Below are 17,649 nucleotides of genomic sequence, written 5' to 3' on the forward strand. Positions count from 1 at the left end.
CGCCCGGTTACATTCCGAACCCGGAAGCTAAGCCTCACAGCGCCGATGGTACTGCAGGGGGGACCCTGTGGGAGAGTAGGACACCGCCGAACAATTCTTGAGAAAGGCCCACACCGTAAAACGGTGTGGGCCTTTTTTGTTTTCCCTGGACGCACGACATCCGGACCCATGACAGATGTCATGCCGAGCACCGGACGATCGTTTCTACTGCCCGACCCGTCCCTGCCGCGAAGCTGAGGGCATGACGACGAAGACGAACGCACAGACGAAGACGAACGCGCAGCAGATCCAGAACTTCAGGCCCATGCTCCTCGACGTGGCGGTGCCGATGGGGGCGTACTACCTCCTCAAGGACGCCTTCGGGGCGAGCACCTTCACCGCTCTCGTCTGGAGCAGCCTGGTCCCCGCCGTGCGGACCGTGTGGAGCGTGCTGAAGGAGCGGAAGGCCAATGCCCTGGCCCTGCTCATCCTCGTGGTGAACGTGGTCTCCCTGACGCTCAGCTTCGTCTCCGGCGATCCGCGGCTGATGCTCGCCAAGGACAGCGGGGTCAGCAGCACCATCGGGATCGGTATCCTGGTGTCCGTGGCCCTGGGCAGGCCGATGATGACCGCCGGCCTGAAGCCGTTCGTGGTGCGGGGCGACGAGGGCCGCGAGGCCGCCTGGGAGCGTCTGGCGAGCGGCACGGCGACGGCCTCCACGGCGTTCCTGCGGCTCGAGCGGGTCTTCTCCCTGGTGTGGGGAGCCGTGTTGCTCGCGGAGTGCGTGGTGCGGGTGGTGGGTGCCTACACCGTGCCGGTGGACACCATGGTGTGGCTCGGTTCGCTCGTCATGGTGGCCGCGATGACCCTCGGGATGCTGATCAGCGGCGCGGTGGCCGCGAAGCCGATGGGCCGGCTGGTCTGCGCCGAGGCCCGTGAGGACGGCTGGGCCGACACCCGCGGCGAGAGCCTGGAGGCCGGGGAACCCGCCGAGGTGCCCGCGCTCGCTGCCGCATGACGGCGCACACCGTCCGAAGACGAAGCTGATCCGAAGGCGAAGCTGAACGGAATTCACCTTCGGCGATATCTACCCAGCAGTAGCCCGGGGCCCTACGCTCGCCGCCATGACTGATGTGCTGCGGCGCGGCAGGGCCTCGCTGGCGTTCAGCTTCTTCGCTCAGGGCGTCGCCTTCGCTCTGCTCGTGACGCGCATCCCGGCCGTCCAGGACAGGTACGGCGTCTCCGACGCACTGCTGCCCGTCTTCCTGGCCGCCGTCCCGGTACTCGCCGGGGTCGGGAGCGTCACCACGGAGCAACTGGTGAAGCGGATCCGGCCCAGCCGGCTGCTGCGCTGGTCCCAGCCCGTCGTCCTGCTCGCCCTGGTCGGCGTCGGGTCGGGCAGCCGGATGCCCGAACTGGCCTCGGCGCTGGCCGTGTTCGGGCTGGCGGTCGGTGTGCTGGACGCCTCGATGAACATGCTCGGGGTCAGCCTCCAGCGGGCGTACGGGCGCAGCATCATGCTCAGCTTCCATGCCGCGTACAGCCTGGGCGGGATCCTCGGGGCCTCGCTGGCCTGGGCGGGGGCGCACTGGCATCTGACGCTGTGGGTGTCGTACCTCCCCGTCGTGACCGTGCTGCTGCCCGCGGCCCTCCTCGCCGGCCGCTGGTACGTCGACGGAGAGGGACCCGCGGCACCCACCCGGCCCACCGAGGGGGCCCCAGGGGCCACGGCGGGCGCGAACAGCGGGAGCAGCGGCGACAGCGGCAGCGGCGGTGTCCAGGGCAGCGGCATCGTCTTCAAGCTCCTCCTGCCCCTCTGCCTCGTCATGACCTTCGCCTACATCGGCGACTCGACCGTCTCCAACTGGAGCGCCAAGTACCTCCAGGACACCCTCGGGAGTTCCGAGCAGCTGGCGACGGTGCCCTACAACGTGTACATGGTGACCACGTTGCTGGGGCGCACCCTCGGCGACTCCGGGGTGCGGCGCTTCGGCGCGGTGGCCGTCGTGCGGCTGGGGGCGCTGGTGGCGGCGGTGGGGTTCGGGGTGGTGGCCGCGGCGCCCGGGCCATGGGTGGGCATGCTCGGGTTCACGCTGCTGGGCGTGGGGCTGTGCGTGCTGGTCCCGCAGACCTTCGCGGCGGCCGGACGGCTGTTTCCGGACGCCTCGGACGCGGCTGTCGCGCGGCTCAACATCTTCAACTACGTCGGCTTCCTGGTCGGCTCGCCCCTGGTCGGTGCGCTGGGGGACGTCTGGAGCTATCGCGGAGCCATGCTGGTGCCGATGGCGCTGGTGCTCGTGACGTTGGCCTATGCCCACTCGTTCGCGGCGCGGCCGGAAAGATACCGTGAAGGCCATGAGCGGCCGCACACAGCTGATGTGGGACGAGGCAGTAACGGGCTATGACTTCGGGCGGGACCATCCCATGGACCCGGTCCGGCTGGCGCTGACCCGGGGGCTGGTCGACGCCCTCGGTCTGCACCGCGCGGTCGAGGTGGTGACGGCCAAGCCGGCGGGGGAGTCCACGCTGCGGCTGGTGCACCGGCAGGACTACATCGACGCGGTGAGGACCGCGTCGGCCGACCCGGACAGGGCGGATCCCTCGTACGGGCTCGGGACGACGGACGATCCCGCGTTCGCCGGGATGCACGAGGTGTCCGCGCTGATCGCGGGCCAGTCGGTGGGCGCGGCGGAGGCGGTGTGGCGGGGGGACGCGCTGCACGCGGTGAACTTCACGGGCGGACTGCACCACGCCATGCCGGGCGCCGCCTCCGGGTTCTGCATCTACAACGACGCCGCGCTGGCCATCGCGCGGCTGCTGGAGCTGGGCGCGGAGCGGGTCGCGTACGTGGACGTCGACGTGCATCACGGGGACGGCGTGCAGGCGGCGTTCTGGGAGGACCCGCGGGTGCTGACCGTCTCGCTGCACGAGCATCCCCGCACCCTGTTCCCGCAGACCGGGTGGCCCGAGGAGACCGGTGCGGACACCGCCGAGGGCGCCTCCGTCAATCTGGCGCTGCCGGCCGGGACCGGGGACGCCGGGTGGCTGCGGGCCTTCCACGCCGTGGTGCCGGAGCTGCTCGCCGAGTTCCGGCCGCAGGTGCTGGTCACCCAGCACGGCGCCGACACGCACTTCGAGGACCCGCTGGCCCACCTGGCGGTGTCGCTGGACGCGCAGCGTGCCGTACAGATGGCCTGCCACGACCTGGCGCACGAGCACGCCGACGGGAAGTGGATCGCGCTCGGCGGCGGCGGATACGCCGTGGTGGAGGTCGTACCGCGGTCGTGGACGCATCTGGTGGGGATCGCGGCGGGGCGGCCGGTGGAGCCGGACACCGTGATCCCGGAGAGCTGGCGGCAGGCGGTGTACGCGCGGACGCGGCAGCTGGGGCCGGTGCGGATGACCGACGGCCGGTGGCCGGTGCGGTGGGCCGCGTGGGAGTCGGGGTACGACCCGGCGGACCGGATCGACCAGGCGGTGCTGGCGACACGGCGGGCGGTGTTCCCGCTGCGGGGGCTGCTGCCGTAGGGACGCGTTCCCCGCCGGGGAGGCCCCGGGCCCGTGGCCACAGTCACAGCGACGGCGACGGCGTCGCCGTCGGTGTGGTGAGCGTGCCTGGGGTGCGTGGGGCCGTCAGGTGTACGGCTGTGATGTGCGTGGTTCGGGTGCGTCGGGCGTAGGGTCGTTGTGTCGACAAAACGACCCGGTTCGGTCTACGTACGTGCCGCCGGGATGACGTACGGCGAGTCCCGCCCGTCCGCGCGACGGGGGCGGGACGCACCGGTTGTGAGACCGGCGCACTCGCTCGTCCGGCGGTCCCGGTCCGCGCTGCGGGGGATGCGGTCGCGGCCGGCCGTGAAGGCCTGCTCCGGCCGGTCTCCGGGGGGCACGACTGCGGCTGCGGAGCAGGTCAGCAGGGGTGTGAGGCCATCGGGTCCGGTGGCGCCGGAGGTTCGGTGCCGTGCATGGGTGGGGTCGCGGGGCGCATGTCCGTCGGCGTTCCACGTGATGACGGGGTGCGGTTCGCCCACCCCCTGCCGTCGGCCCGCTACGTACTCAATCGAGCGTGTCTGTCACAGTAGGCCGCCGATGGGTGCACCTCTTCCCCACTCGCATCACCCGCCCCTACATTGGGGAGTGAGCACGCAACGACGAAGAGTCACCGGAAGGGGAAGCCGGTGGCCCGTCGAGTGCGGAAGGTTCAGGTGTGTCATGGCTGCAGCTGGCGAGAGGCCTCTGAACGAGGTTCAGTTCCTTACCGTGGCGGAAGTCGCCTCGGTGATGCGAGTGTCGAAGATGACCGTGTACCGCCTGGTGCACAGCGGTCATCTGCCCGCGATCCGGGTGGGGCGGTCCTTCCGCGTCCCCGAGCAAGCGGTTCACGAGTACCTCCGTGAGAGCTACGTGGGGGTGGAAACCGCCTGACGAAACCCTGACGGCACAGAGCCAGGGGGGTCGGGAGACCGGGGGAGTCCGGGTGCCCGGGCACAGGCACCACCGGGTGTTTCCGGATCCCCGGCCTCTCGATTTCAAGCGCGATGCTCCGGCGGGGTAGGCTAGCCCCTCGTAGGTCGTGTGGGCCCATGGCGCCCAAACACCGAGTGATGAGAAGTGAGCGAGGGTTGTCGTGGGCTCTGTGATCAAGAAGCGGCGTAAGCGGATGGCCAAGAAGAAGCACCGCAAGCTGCTCAAGCGCACGCGCGTTCAGCGTCGTAACAAGAAGTGAGCCGCCGGCCGTAGGCGGCGCGGCCGGTGCCAACCGGTACCGCGGTACGCCGTACGGCCGACTCGGCGCGACGCGATCGTGTCTGTGGCCCTCCACCGCACCGGTGGGGGGCCACACGCGTGTCCGGGCAGCCATGTTGAGCCGTCGCCACGGGACCTGTGCCCACGGTCACGTCCTGCGTCCGGGGGTCATCACAGCGCAACATCGACCCGCTAAGTTGGCCCGGGGCGGGGGAACACGGCAGGGTACGAGCGTGGGAGACAGCAGCGTGGCACCGTCCGCACCATCCGCACCGGCTGAAGGAAGGCGCTGATCGTGGGCAAGGTCGTGCTCGTGACCGGAGTGGCCCGTCGACTGGGGGGCCGGTTCGTCCGCCGGATCCAGCGTGACCCGCAGGTCGACCGGGTGATCGCCGTGGACGCGGTGCAGCCCGAGCACCACCTCGGCGGCGCCGAGTTCATCCGCGCCGACATCCGCCGGCCCACCATCGGCCGGGTGCTCGCCGAGACGGGCGCCGACACGGTGGTCCACATGGACGTCACCGGCACGCCCCTCGGCAGCGGCAGCCGGGCCACGGTCAAGGAGACCAACGTCATCGGGACGATGCAGCTGCTCGGCGCCTGCCAGAAGTCCCCGAACGTGAAGCGCCTGGTGGTGAAGTCCAGCACCAACGTGTACGGGTCGGCGCCGCGCGATCCGGCCGTGTTCACCGAGACCACGCCGCCCAAGTCGCTGCCCAGCGGCGGTTTCGCCAAGGACGCGGTCGAGGTCGAGGGCTATGTGCGCGGGTTCGCCCGGCGGCGGCCGGACGTGGCGGTGTGCGTGCTGCGCTTCGCCAACATCCTCGGGCCGACCGCCGACACCCCGCTCGCCTCGTACTTCTCGCTGCCGGTGCTGCCCACCGTCCTCGGCTACGACCCGCGGCTGCAGTTCGTGCACGAGGACGATGTGATCGAGGTGCTGCGGATCGGCTCCCACGAACCCGCGCGCGGCACGCTCAACAGCGGCACCTTCAACGTCGCCGGCGACGGTGTCCTGCTGCTCTCCCAGTGCTCCCGGCGGCTCGGCCGTCCCACGGTCCCGCTGCTGCTGCCCGCCGTCACCTGGGCCGGTTCCCTGGTGCGTACGCTGGGCATGACGGACTTCTCGCCCGAGCAGATCCGGCTCCTGACCCACGGCCGGGTCGTTGCCACGGACCAGCTGCGCGAGACACTGGGATACCGGCCGAAGTACACCACGGCGCAGACGTTCGCGGACTTCGCGCGCAGCCGGGGTCCCGGGCTGCTGCCCCCGGAGGCCCTCGCGGGGGCCGTCGACCGGATCGCCGCGCTGTCCCTGCGGGGCAGCGGCGGCCACCCCCCGACGCAGAGCGCCAACTGACGCAGAGCGCCAACCGAGGAGCGCATCAACGATGGCGGACGCCAAGGTCATTCCGTTCGACGACGACCGGTCCCGCGGGAGCGCCGCACCGCGGCCGTCGCGGCGCCGCGGCGCGTTCGGCCGCCGCAAGGGCGGCGAGGCGGCACCGGTGCGGGAAGTGCAGCCGCTGCCGGGAAGGGGCGCCGGGAAGGATGATGTCCCTGTGACCCGTGGGAACCGTGACGACCGTGAGCAGCGGCGGCAGCAGACGGGCGGTGACGACCGCCGCGCCGGTGCCGGGGGAGCCGGGGGCGCCGACGGCACGCACGGTGCTGCCGGTGCGCAGGGCGTGGACGGGGCGGCCGGGACGGACGGCTTCGAGCGGCGGGTCGCCAGCGGTCTGGCCTTCCTGCGCCGGCGTCTCACGGGGGACTACGACGTCGACGACTTCGGCTACGACGCGGAGCTCACCGACCAGGTCCTGATGTCGCTGCTGCGCCCGGTGTACGAGAAGTACTTCCGGGTGGAGGTGAAGGGCATCGAGAACATCCCGGCCGAGGGCGGCGCCCTCATCGTCGCCAACCACTCCGGGACCATGCCGCTCGACGGCCTGATGATGCAGGTCGCCGTGCACGATCAGCACCCGGCGGGCCGTCATCTACGGCTGCTGGCGGCCGACTTGGTGTTCGTCCTGCCCGTGGTCAACGAACTCGCCCGCAAACTGGGCCACACCCTCGCCTGCACCGAGGACGCCGAACGGCTGCTGGGGCAGGGTGAGCTGGTCGGGGTGATGCCGGAGGGCTTCAAGGGCATCGGCAAGCCCTTCGGGGACCGCTACAAGCTCCAGCGCTTCGGGCGCGGTGGCTTCGTGTCGACGGCGCTGCGGCAGCGTACGCCGATCGTGCCGTGCTCGATCGTCGGGGCCGAGGAGATCTACCCGATGATCGGCAACTCCAAGACGCTGGCGCGGCTGCTGGGCTTCCCGTACTTCCCGCTCACGCCCACCTTCCCCTGGCTCGGGCCGCTGGGCGCGATCCCGCTGCCGACGAAGTGGACGATCCAGTTCGGCGAGCCGATCCGCACGGACGGCTATCCGCCGGAGGCCGCGGACGATCCGATGCTGATGTTCAACCTGACCGACCAGGTGCGCGAGCAGATCCAGCACACGCTGTACAAGCTGCTCGTGCAGCGCCGCTCGGTCTTCTTCTGACCTGGCGACGGCACGTTCGGCAGAGGCGCGTCCGGCTCGTGACGCGCGTTTCCTCCCCCGCCGGGTCGGTTCTGCGTCGAAACAGAACCGACCCGTGCCGCCGCCGATGATCCCTGCCCGCCCCGCCCCACGCCTGGGGCCGCGGCGCTAGTGCCGCGGCAGGCAATGTTCGCCCCGTCGCGACGCCCGGCACCCCCCCAAGCTCTTCGAGCAGGGGGGACCCCAGAGAGCACGCACCGGACGCCGCTCCTTCGCGGGCAAACATTGCCTGCCGCGGCGCTAGTTGCTGCCGTCGATGTCCAGGCCCGGGAGCAGGCCGGGCAGGAGCGGTGGGAGGGTGACGTCCGGGGGGCTGGACGCACTGGCCGACGGCGAGGTGCTCCCCGTCGACGCGGGCGGGTCGAGCAGGCCGCCCGAGGTACCGCCGAGCAGCCCGTCTCCGGCGCTGCGGGTGGCGGAGGCACTGGGGGCGCCCTTGCCGTCCGTGCCGCCGCCGGACGACGCGTCACCGCTGGGCGAGGCCGAACGAGGGCCGCCGCCGGACGGGGTGGCGCCCTTCGACGCCCCGGATCCCCGCGGCCGGTCCGTGCCGCCGCCGTGGGAGGGAGGCTGGGGCAGCAGGGACTGGAGCGGGGCGACCTCCTGGTCTATGGCGTCGAACACCGACGACACCTCGCGGCTGACGTCGCCGAGCTGCACGGGCAGCCGGTCGCGCAGGATGCCCCAGGCCTCGCGGTGCGAGTGCGAGAAGGCGGACAGGGCCTGGATGGGGCCCAGGGAGTCCGGATTGCGCTCGTACGCCTCGTGGAGCAGGCGGTGGCCCTCGGAGACGTCCTGCCGCATCCCCGTCAGGGTGCGGCGGATCTCGCCCAGCGACTCGTGGTCGAGGTGTCCGCCGCGGTCCCGCTCCATCAGCCGCCGGGCCTCGCCGAGCCTGGTCGAGGCCTGGTCGAGGTAGGTCCGGCCGCGCTCGTCGTTGCCGTCGGACAGATAGTTGAGCTTGAAATCCTCTATGCCGCGCTTGAGGCCGTAGAGGGAATCACCGGGCAGGGCGCTGGAGCTGGCAGCGGCGACTCCACCGAAGGCGCTCGCCATCACCCCGACACTGAGCCCGCCCGCGGTCAGCCCCTTGGTGAGCCGGGAGCGCGGCCGCAGCTTTCCCAGGCCGGTCGCCCGCTGGGCGGACTTGCGGTGCGAACGCTGCCCGGGCAGCGCGGGTTCCGCCGCCTCGCCCATGGTGCCGCCCTGCAGCATGGCCTCCATCGCGGCCACGAGCTGGGCTCGCTGGACGACCTTGACCTCCGGGTCGAGCTCCGGTCGGGGCAGCTCGGCGAGGCCTCTGGTGAGGTCCAGCAGCCGGCCCTGCTCGGTCCGCTCCGCCGCGGCAGCGGCCGGGGCCGGAGCCGGTCCTTCGTCCTGCTCGGCCGCCGGGCCCCGGTCGGACTGCTCTTCCAGGGCCTGGGCGAAGGCGTTCGCCCGCCGGTGTGCCGATACGTTCGCGATCACTGGCGGCACCTCCTCTCGTCATGACGGTCGACTCCCCGGGGTGTCTCGGGGTTGCACGTCGCGTACCGCGGCCACCCGATCGAGTGACCAGGCGCGGTCTCGACGTGACCACAGGGAGCCTGTATCCCGCACAACGACTGGCGCGGCACCTGGGTTACGGACGCGGGGACAACGGATCCGGAAGTCACGAGCCTTCACTGAAGGTGGTATGAGCACTACTCAAAGTGATCGTCGGGTGATGTGGACGGGTGGGAGGGACAGGACGAGGGAGGGCGGGGAGTGGGGGTGGAGCGCGCCGGGTCAGCGGGCGTCGTCCGGCAGCAGCCGGGCCAGGCTGCGTACGGCGCGGTACTGGAGGGTCTTGATGGCGCCCTCGTTCTTGCCCATCACCCGTGCCGTCTCGGCGACGGACAGCCCCTGGAGGAAGCGGAGCGTCACGCACTCCTGCTGCTGGGGGTTGAGCCGCCGTACGGCGTCCAGGAGGGCGGCGTTGGAGAGCGACTCCAGGACGGAGTCCTCCGGCGAGCGCGCCACCTCGTTGGCGTCGAGCATCTCGCCGGTGGTCACCTCGAGCCGGAAGCGGCTCGACTTGAAGTGGTCGGCGACCAGGTTGCGGGCGATGGTGACGAGCCAGGCGCCGAAGTCGCGGCCCTGCCAGGTGAAGGTGCCGATGCGGCGCAGCGCCCGCAGGAACGTCTCGCTGGTGAGGTCCTCGGCGGTCGCCTTGCTGTTCACCCGGTAGTAGATGAAGCGGTAGACGGTGTCGCTGTACTGGTCGTAGAGGCGGCCGAAGGCCTCGGCCTCACCGGCCTGGGCGCGCTCCACGAGGTCCATCATGCGGGCGCTGTCGCTGTCGGCGGCAGGGCGGCGTGTGGTGGCGGCCTGGCCGGAGGAGCGGCCCCGCCTGCCGACCGCGGCGCCGCCGTCCGCCAGGGCGTAGCACGGGCCGGCCGGTGCGGGGGCGGCGAAGGCGGGGACGCCGTACGCGGTGGGGACGCAGCCGCGCAACAGGTGCCGCGCCGCCGCGACCCTTGCGCGCAGCGTAGCCAGGCCCGAGGCGTCAACCCCGACGTATGGGTACACGGGACTCCCAGAGGCAGAGCTTCCATCACGTGCAGTACGGAACCTTTCACCCGTCGTAGCGACGGAGGGGTACCGGTTTGCGTCTGAGGAGAATAACGCTAAGTATAGGCGCTGCTACACCCAGTTGCTCAAACAATCGATTACGTCACTTCTGTTACGTATTGAGGCCCGACCAAGTGGCGTGAAGTGACCGTTTGTTGATCGATTCGGTCCGTGTTGCGAGCCGCGCGGGGCGTGTTGTGATCGCGTACCGTCAACGGGGCTGGTCCGGGACATACGGGTGCACCCCCGATGTATCGGGCGTGTCCGGTGTGGGAGATGTGGGGCGGTCCGGGGTGGTCAACGACGATCGCGGAAGGCGCGTGGGAGCGCGTCCGGGACCGGCCCCGGGGCCCTCGGGACCGTGCGCGGGGGCGGAGCCGGCGGAGGTGGAGTCAGCGGCGGCGGCGGCTGATCGCGATGGCCGCCGCCGTGCCGCCCGCGACCGCGCCGACGCCGGCCGCGGCCGGGATGCCGACCTTCGCCGCCTTGCGCGCGGTGCGGTAGTCGCGCAGCCGCCAGTCCTTGTCCCGGGCGTGCCTGCGCAGTTTGGCGTCCGGGTTGATGGCGTAGGGGTGGCCCACCAGCGACAGCATGGGGATGTCGTTGTGCGAGTCGCTGTACGCGGCGCACCGCGACAGGTCCAGCCTCTCGGCGGTGGCCAGCGCGCGGACGGCCTCCGCCTTGGCGGGACCGTGCAGCGGCTCACCGACCAGCTTGCCGGTGTAGACGCCGTCGACCGACTCCGCGACCGTCCCGAGCGCACCGGTCAGACCGAGGCGGCGGGCGATGACCTGGGCGATCTCGACGGGGGCGGCGGTGACCAGCCACACCTTCTGACCGGCGTCGAGGTGGGCCTGGGCGAGGGCGCGGGTGCCCGGCCAGATCCGCTCGGCCATGTACTCGTCGTAGATCTCCTCGCCGATGGACTGCAACTCGGCGACGCGGTGGCCCTGGACGATGGACAGGGCGGAGTCCCGGGCCTCCTGCATGTGCTCGGGGTCCTCGCTCCCGGCCAGCCGGAACCAGGCCTGCTGCCAGGCGAACCGTGCGAGGTCGCGGGTCTCGAAGAACTTGCGCTTGTAGAGGCCGCGGCCGAAGTGGAAGAGCGCGGCGCCCTGCATGACGGTGTTGTCCAGGTCGAAGAAGGCGGCGGCCTTGTCGTCGCCGTGCACCGGGAACGGGGGCTCGACCGGCGTCTCCTTGCCGGCTTTCCCGGCCTTCGCCGCCTTCTGGGCCTTCCGGCCCTCCGGGGCTTCCCGGTCCGCCAGGTCCTCCAGGTCCTCCAGGGCTGCCTGGGCCTCCAGGGAGGATTTGCGCGCTGCCTCCGCCGAGGCCTCGCCTGCCAACACGCTCCGCGCCGTGGCGGAGCGCCTACGGGGAGTGAGCCATCCGAGAGCGGCCATGGCGTGAGCATAGCCAGTCCGCCGGGCGGTTCCGGATCCGCCAGGTTCGAACGCCGTGAACTCTCCGCGACCGGCCCGTTAAAGAGGTGACACACCGACAGCGCGCCGCACCCTGACGACGGTGCCGCGCCGATACGGCGGCCGATGCGGCAGTTGTTGCGGCAACGGTGCCGCAACGACGTCGCAACGGCCCCGTACCGACCCGCCGCCGGGTCCTGCCCCAGGCGTGACAATGGCCGGTATGACGCCGCCCCTGTTCCGCCGGGAGTCCCCGGCCGCCCCCCGCCCCCGGCCCGACCGTCTCGTCACCCTGGTCCGCAAGCCCGGCTGTCACCTGTGCGACGACGCGCAGGCGGTGGTGGAGAAGGTGTGCGGTGAGCTGGGAGTGACGTGGGAGCAGAAGGACATCTCCCAGGACCCGCATCTGTACGACCTCTACTGGGAGCAGATTCCGGTCGTCCTCGTCGACGGCGCGCAACACACGTTCTGGCGAGTGAACGAAGAGCGGTTGCGCAAGGCCCTGACCGGCACTGACTGACTGGTACAACTGGCCCGGTGACTGGCTTGGGATCGATGGGCAAAATGGGTTCGGAGGCGGGATTCATGAGGAGAGTGGGCGGTTTTGCCCCGGTCGGAAAAGGGACATAGGGGCCTGAGGGCCGGTTCCTTGCGATGGCTCAGAGCCTGCGTGACGCCGGTCACGTTCGACGGGCAAATCGGACACCATCTTTGTGCACGCGTTCACAAAGACATAGCCTGCATTGCACGGGGCGGTCTGGGGACATGTGACCGCCTTCAGCCCCGCTCTACCCGCAGGAGCACCGTGGCAACTGGCCGAACCCACCGACCGGCGACCCGCAGCCGAGGCATTCCCGAGGCCACCGTCGCCCGTCTTCCGCTGTATCTCCGTGCTCTGACGACTCTGTCGGAGCGTTCGGTTCCCACGGTCTCCTCGGAGGAGCTGGCGGCCGCCGCGGGGGTCAACTCCGCGAAGCTGCGCAAGGACTTCTCCTACCTGGGTTCCTACGGCACACGGGGCGTCGGCTACGACGTCGAGTATCTCGTGTACCAGATCTCCCGCGAACTGGGGCTCACCCAGGACTGGCCCGTGGTGATCGTCGGTATCGGCAACCTCGGCGCCGCGCTCGCCAACTACGGCGGTTTCGCCTCCCGCGGGTTCCGGGTCGCCGCCCTGATCGACGCCGACCCCGCGCTGGCCGGCCGGCCCGTCGCGGGGATCCCGGTGCGGCACACGGACGAGCTGGAGCGGATCGTCGAGGACAACGACGTGTCGATCGGGGTGATCGCGACCCCCGCGGGCGCCGCGCAGCAGGTCTGCGACCGGCTGGTGTCCGCCGGGGTGACCTCCATCCTGAACTTCGCGCCGACCGTGCTGGCCGTGCCGGACGGCGTGGACGTGCGCAAGGTCGATCTCTCCATCGAGCTGCAGATCCTCGCCTTCCACGAGCAGCGCAAGGCCGGCGAGGAGGCCGCGCACATAGCCGCCGCCACCGCCAAGGCCGCCACCGCTCCTGCCGCCGCCGGTGCCGCCGCGAAGGCCGCCGGTGCCGACACCGCCGTACCGCCCGCCGCGAGCCGCGGCGAGTCCGCCGATCAGGGGCCTGAGGGGGATGTGCCCGCCGTGATGCCCGCATGAGTCTTCTCGTCGTAGGGCTGAGCCACCGCAGTGCGCCGGTGAGCGTGCTGGAGCGGGCCGCGCTGTCCGCGGACGCCCAGGCCAAGCTGGTGCAGGACACGGTCGCCGCCGAACCGGCCGCCGAGGCCGGGGTGCTCGCCACCTGCAACCGCATCGAGCTGTACGCCGACGTCGACAAGTTCCACGCCGGGGTCGCCGAGCTGTCCACGCTGCTCGCCCAGCACAGCGGCGTCGGCCTGGACGAGCTGACGCCCTACCTCTACGTCCACTACGAGGACCGGGCCGTCCACCATCTCTTCTCGGTGGCCTGCGGCCTGGACTCGATGGTCGTCGGCGAGGGCCAGATCCTCGGCCAGATCAAGGACTCGCTGGCCCGCGCCCAGGAACTGCACACCGCCGGGCGGCTGCTGAACGACCTGTTCCAGCAGGCTCTGAGGGTCGGCAAGCGGGCCCACTCCGAGACCGGGATCGACCGCGCCGGGCAGTCCCTGGTCACCTTCGGCCTGGAGCAGCTCGCCGCGGGCACCCCGGTCACCGAGTGGGCGCGCGGCAAGCGGGCCCTGGTGATCGGCGCCGGTTCGATGTCGTCGCTGGCCGCGGCGACGCTGGCGCGGGCCGGGGTCGCCGAGGTCGTGGTCGCCAACCGTACGGAGGACCGCGCGGAGCGCCTGGTGACGCTGCTGGAGGAGCAGTACGGGCAGCGCCCGGCCGGGGCGTACACCCCGGAAGGCACGGACGGGACGGACGGAACGGACGTGCTGGCCCGCGCGGTACCGATGCACTCGGTGCCGGTCGAGCTGACACGTGCCGACATCGCCGTCTCCTGCACGGGCGCCACGGGCCTCGTCCTGACGGCGACCGCCGTGGCGGAGGCCGCGGAGACCCGTACGGCGCGACGGCCGGCCCCGATGGACCTGCCGGACCTGCCCCCCACCGGCCTCGGCTCCGACGTGACCCGCCTCGGTACCGGCGCGGACGGCCTGGACACCCCGCTCGACCCGACCGCGGCCGAAGGCACCCGGCGGGCCGCGGCGACGAACGGTTTCTCCGTGCTGGGGGAGGCCGCGGTGGCCGGCATGGACGCGGCGACGCTGGAGCAGCACGCGGCGTGGGTCGGCAACGGCACGGTGGACCGCCGGGAGGCGGCGCACCGTACGGTCGAGGAGGACGCCGAGCTGATCGCGGCCCTCGCCGCCACCGCCGCCGCCGTGGGCCGTATCCCCGAACTCCGCAGGCCGGAGCCGTTGCCCGCGGCGGCGCGCAGCGAGCCCGCGCTGTATCTGCTCGACCTCGCCATGCCGCGCGACATCGACCCGGCGGTGCACCGGCTGGCGGGGGTGCGGCTGGTGGACATCGAGTCGCTCGCCGAAGCCTCCGCGGACGCCCCGATGGCGGCCGACGTCGACCAGGTGCGCCGGATCGTCGCCGACGAGGTCGCCGCGTTCGGCGCGGCGCAGCGGGCCGCGCACATCACGCCGACCGTCGTGGCGCTGCGCGCCATGGCCGCCGGTGTCGTGGCCGGTGAGATCGCCCGCCTGGAGGGCAGGCTGCCGGGCCTGGACGCCAAGCACCGGGCGGAGATCAGCCAGACCGTACGGCGTGTCGTGGACAAGCTGCTGCACGCGCCGACGGTCCGGGTCAAGCAGCTCGCGTCCGAACCGGGCGGCGCGGGGTACGCGGACGCTCTGCGCACCTTGTTCGACCTCGACCAGGAGACGGTGGCAGCCGTGTCCCGGGCGGCGGACGGCACGGGCACGCCGGACGGCACGGCCATGGGCACGCCGGACACCGCGGGCGTCACCGGGACGGGCGCCGCGGGCGACGTCGAATCGAAGAACAGCAAGAACCGAGGGCCAGTATGAGTGTGCCGAGAGAACCGCGGGCCGACGCGTCCCGCCGGCCGAGGAGGCCGGACGACGGGGTGCTGCGGCTCGGGACGAGGCGGAGCAAGCTCGCCATGGCCCAGTCCGGGCTGGTGGCGGAAGCGGTACGCCGGACGACCGGCCGGCCCGTCGAACTCGTCGAGATCGTCACGTACGGCGACACGTCGCGCGAGCACCTCGCGCAGATCGGCGGCACGGGTGTGTTCGTGGCCGCCCTCCGCGACGCGCTGCTGCGCGGCGAGGTCGACTTCGCCGTGCACTCGCTCAAGGACCTGCCGACCGCGCAGCCCGAGGGCCTGACGCTGGCGGCCGTACCGCTGCGCGAGGACCCGCGGGACGTGATCGTCGCCCGGGACGCGCTGAAGTTCAGCGACCTGCCCCGCGGGGCGCGCATCGGTACGGGTTCGCCGCGCCGGGCGGCACAGCTGAACGCGTACGCACGCACGCACGGGCTGACCATCGAGACGGTGCCGATACGCGGCAACGTCGACACCCGCATCCGGTACGTCCGGGACGGGGCACTGGACGCAGTCGTCCTGGCCGCCGCCGGGCTGAACCGGATAGGCCGCGCCGACGAGGTGACCGACTTCCTGTCGGTCGACACGGTGCTGCCCGCTCCCGGCCAGGGGGCGCTGGCGATCGAGTGCGTCGCGGACGACACGGAGCTGATCACCGCCCTCGCCGGACTCGACGACCCGTTCACCCGGATCGCCGTGACCGCCGAAAGGTCCCTGCTCGCCGCCCTGGAGGCCGGTTGCAGCGCCCCGGTGGGCGCGCTGGCCGACCTTCCCCCGTTCCCGGCTCCGTTCGAGTGGGGGGACCCCCATGCCGGCGGGCAGGCCGTCGAGAACGTCGGAAGTGCCATGAATGTCAAGGAAATGCGCCTGCGGGGCATCGTCGGGACTCCCGACGGCGCGACGCTGGTGCAGCTGTCCACCACCGGTCCCGTACCCCGGACGCACGAGCAGGCGACGGCCCTCGGCCGCGAACTCGCCGCCGAGATGCTCGCCCAGGGCGCGGCCGGTCTGATGGGGGAGCGAGCGCAGTGAGCCCCACCACCTTCCCTGCCGCCGGACCTGAACACGGGCACGTCACCTTCCTGGGTGCCGGACCCGGGGATCCGGGACTGCTGACTCTGCGCGCCGTGGAGGCGCTGGCGCACGCGGACGTCCTGGTCGCCGAGCACGAGGTGCTCGACGTCGTACGGACCCATGCCCGGCCGGGGGTGACGATCGTGCCCACGGACAAGGACCCGTCAGGGCCCTCCTCCTCGGATGCGAATCCGGGCACGGGCGCACCCCAGCTGACGGTCGTCGACAGTGCGTCAAAGACCGCTGGGTCCCCGTCAATGCGGGATGCGACACATCTTGTCATGGAGGCCTCGCGGGGTGGACGGCGGGTCGTCCGTGCCGTGTCCGGTGACCCTGGCCTGGACACTTACGCCGCCGGGGAGATGCTGGCGTGCGCCGCGGCGGGTGTCCCGTTCGAGGTGGTGCCCGGTGTGGCGGCGGCCGTGGGCGTGCCCGCCTACGCGGGTGTCCCCCTCCGGGACGCCCACGGCGCGGACGTCCGTTTCGTGGACGCCCGTACGGCCTCGGACCGCTGCTGGACGGAGGTCGGCGCGTCGGACGGCACGGTGGTCGTCTCGACGACCCTCGACTCCGTCGCGGCGGCGGCCGGTGAGCTGGTGGCGGCGGGCCGTAAGCCGGACACCCCGGTGACGGTGACGGTGGCGGGCACGACGACCCGGCAGCGCACCTGGACGGCGACGCTGGGCACGATCGCCCAGACCTTCAAGCAGGCCAAGGTGCTGCCGTCGCCGGAGGGCAACCGCCCGGTGATAGCGGTGATCGGCGAACGCTCCTCCGCGGCCCAGCGCAACCAGCTGGCGTGGTTCGAGTCGAAGCCCCTGTTCGGCTGGAAGGTCCTGGTCCCGCGCACCAAGGAACAGGCGGCGTCCCTCTCGGACCAGCTGCGCTCCTACGGCGCGGTCCCGTACGAGGTCCCGACGATCGCGGTGGAACCCCCGCGTACCCCGCAGCAGATGGAGCGCGCGGTGAAGGGCCTGGTGACGGGCCGCTACGAGTGGATCGCGTTCACGTCGGTCAACGCGGTGAAGGCGGTGCGGGAGAAGTTCGAGGAGTACGGCCTGGACGCGCGGGCCTTCGCGGGCATCAAGGTGGCCGCGGTGGGCGACCAGACGGCGCGCGCCCTCGTCGAGTTCGGGGTGAAGCCGGACCTGATCCCGAGCGGCGAGCAGTCGGCGGCCGGCCTCCTGGAGGACTGGCCCCCGTACGACCCGGTCTTCGACCCGATCGACCGGGTCTTCCTCCCCCGCGCGGACATCGCCACGGAGACCCTGGTGGCGGGCCTGATCGAGCTGGGCTGGGAGGTGGACGACGTCACGGCGTACCGCACGGTCCGCGCGTCGCCGCCCCCGGCCGAGACCCGGGAGGCGATCAAGGGCGGCGGCTTCGACGCGGTCCTCTTCACGTCCTCCTCCACGGTCCGCAACCTGGTGGGCATCGCCGGCAAGCCGCACAACGTGACGGTGATCGCCTGTATCGGCCCGGCCACGGCGAAGACGGCGGAGGAGCACGGCCTGCGGGTCGACGTCATGGCCCCGGAACCGTCGGTCCACAAACTGGCGGAGGCCCTGGCCGACTTCGGCCTGAAGCGCCGAGCCGCCGCCCTGGAGGCGGGCGACCCGGTGACCCGGCCCAGCGAGCGCAGGCCGGGGGCCCGGCGCCGGCGGTCGACGACGTGAGGTTGTAGCGGCCGTAGAGGTGGTGGCGGAGGGC

15 protein-coding genes, 1 rRNA gene and 1 pseudogene are annotated in these 17,649 nt (G+C 71.9%); 14 read left to right on the plus strand and 3 right to left on the minus strand.

Annotation, left to right across the window (positions count from 1 at the left end; all coding sequences use genetic code 11):
* The 9 genes and pseudogenes from rrf to ABZ862_RS28160 all read left to right on the plus strand — a co-directional run.
* Window positions 1-92: ribosomal RNA gene (gene rrf, locus ABZ862_RS28120) — 5S ribosomal RNA — on the plus strand; the annotation flags it as partial.
* A 149-nt stretch (window positions 93-241) separates the two neighbouring features.
* Window positions 242-997, plus strand: coding sequence for a VC0807 family protein (locus tag ABZ862_RS28125; protein WP_360963655.1), 756 nt, complete (start codon window positions 242-244; stop codon window positions 995-997).
* A gap of 106 nt (window positions 998-1,103) precedes the next feature.
* Entirely contained in the window at window positions 1,104-2,384 is a 1,281-nt protein-coding gene (locus ABZ862_RS28130; protein WP_360963658.1) for an MFS transporter, read from the plus strand.
* Window positions 2,335-3,507 (plus strand): acetoin utilization protein AcuC, encoded by a 1,173-nt coding sequence (locus ABZ862_RS28135; protein WP_360963661.1) that lies wholly within the window; start codon window positions 2,335-2,337, stop codon window positions 3,505-3,507. The genes ABZ862_RS28130 and ABZ862_RS28135 overlap by 50 nt, the downstream gene beginning before the upstream one ends.
* Before the next feature lie 164 nt (window positions 3,508-3,671).
* Window positions 3,672-4,061: pseudogene (locus ABZ862_RS28140) on the plus strand (phosphatase); the annotation flags it as partial.
* Window positions 4,062-4,191: 130 nt separating this feature from the next.
* Window positions 4,192-4,404 (plus strand): helix-turn-helix domain-containing protein, encoded by a 213-nt coding sequence (locus ABZ862_RS28145; protein ID WP_004984898.1) that lies wholly within the window; start codon window positions 4,192-4,194, stop codon window positions 4,402-4,404.
* A 202-nt stretch (window positions 4,405-4,606) separates the two neighbouring features.
* On the plus strand, window positions 4,607-4,705 hold the full coding sequence (locus tag ABZ862_RS28150; protein WP_003948845.1) for an AURKAIP1/COX24 domain-containing protein: 99 nt from the start codon (window positions 4,607-4,609) through the stop codon (window positions 4,703-4,705).
* Between the two features lie 315 nt (window positions 4,706-5,020).
* Window positions 5,021-6,085: an NAD-dependent epimerase/dehydratase family protein gene (locus ABZ862_RS28155; protein ID WP_360963664.1), complete on the plus strand. Its 1,065-nt coding sequence runs from the start codon at window positions 5,021-5,023 to the stop codon at window positions 6,083-6,085.
* Window positions 6,086-6,116: 31 nt separating this feature from the next.
* Entirely contained in the window at window positions 6,117-7,274 is a 1,158-nt protein-coding gene (locus ABZ862_RS28160; protein WP_360963667.1) for a lysophospholipid acyltransferase family protein, read from the plus strand.
* 279 nt (window positions 7,275-7,553) lie between these two features.
* Here the strand turns inward: ABZ862_RS28160 and ABZ862_RS28165 are convergent, their stop codons facing one another.
* From ABZ862_RS28165 to ABZ862_RS28175, 3 genes are all read right to left on the minus strand, one after another.
* Entirely contained in the window at window positions 7,554-8,780 is a 1,227-nt protein-coding gene (locus tag ABZ862_RS28165; RefSeq protein WP_360963670.1) for a DUF5667 domain-containing protein, read from the minus strand.
* Window positions 8,781-9,080: 300 nt separating this feature from the next.
* The gene (locus ABZ862_RS28170) at window positions 9,081-9,863 is read right to left on the minus strand and encodes an ECF subfamily RNA polymerase sigma factor, BldN family (RefSeq protein WP_360963673.1); all 783 of its coding nucleotides are present in this window, start codon (window positions 9,861-9,863) and stop codon (window positions 9,081-9,083) included.
* A 434-nt stretch (window positions 9,864-10,297) separates the two neighbouring features.
* Window positions 10,298-11,308, minus strand: coding sequence for an HAD-IB family hydrolase (locus ABZ862_RS28175; protein ID WP_360963676.1), 1,011 nt, complete (start codon window positions 11,306-11,308; stop codon window positions 10,298-10,300).
* Between the two features lie 232 nt (window positions 11,309-11,540).
* Between ABZ862_RS28175 and ABZ862_RS28180 the strand changes: the two genes are divergently transcribed.
* The 5 genes from ABZ862_RS28180 (at window position 11,541) to ABZ862_RS28200 (ending at window position 17,615) form a co-directional block, all read left to right on the plus strand.
* On the plus strand, window positions 11,541-11,846 hold the full coding sequence (locus ABZ862_RS28180; protein ID WP_360963679.1) for a glutaredoxin family protein: 306 nt from the start codon (window positions 11,541-11,543) through the stop codon (window positions 11,844-11,846).
* A 285-nt stretch (window positions 11,847-12,131) separates the two neighbouring features.
* On the plus strand, window positions 12,132-12,965 hold the full coding sequence (locus tag ABZ862_RS28185) for a redox-sensing transcriptional repressor Rex (protein ID WP_360963682.1): 834 nt from the start codon (window positions 12,132-12,134) through the stop codon (window positions 12,963-12,965).
* On the plus strand, window positions 12,962-14,827 hold the full coding sequence (locus ABZ862_RS28190; protein ID WP_360963685.1) for a glutamyl-tRNA reductase: 1,866 nt from the start codon (window positions 12,962-12,964) through the stop codon (window positions 14,825-14,827). The genes ABZ862_RS28185 and ABZ862_RS28190 overlap by 4 nt, the downstream gene beginning before the upstream one ends.
* The gene (hemC, locus tag ABZ862_RS28195; protein WP_360963688.1) at window positions 14,824-15,897 is read left to right on the plus strand and encodes a hydroxymethylbilane synthase; all 1,074 of its coding nucleotides are present in this window, start codon (window positions 14,824-14,826) and stop codon (window positions 15,895-15,897) included. The genes ABZ862_RS28190 and hemC overlap by 4 nt, the downstream gene beginning before the upstream one ends.
* A complete protein-coding gene (locus tag ABZ862_RS28200) occupies window positions 15,894-17,615 on the plus strand; it encodes a uroporphyrinogen-III synthase (RefSeq protein WP_360963691.1) in 1,722 nt (573 codons plus the stop codon). Before hemC ends, ABZ862_RS28200 begins: the two co-directional genes overlap by 4 nt.
* The last annotated feature ends 34 nt before the right edge of the window (window positions 17,616-17,649 follow it).

It is taken from the genome of Streptomyces sp. NPDC047000 (assembly GCF_040644295.1).
GTDB lineage: Bacteria > Actinomycetota > Actinomycetes > Streptomycetales > Streptomycetaceae > Streptomyces.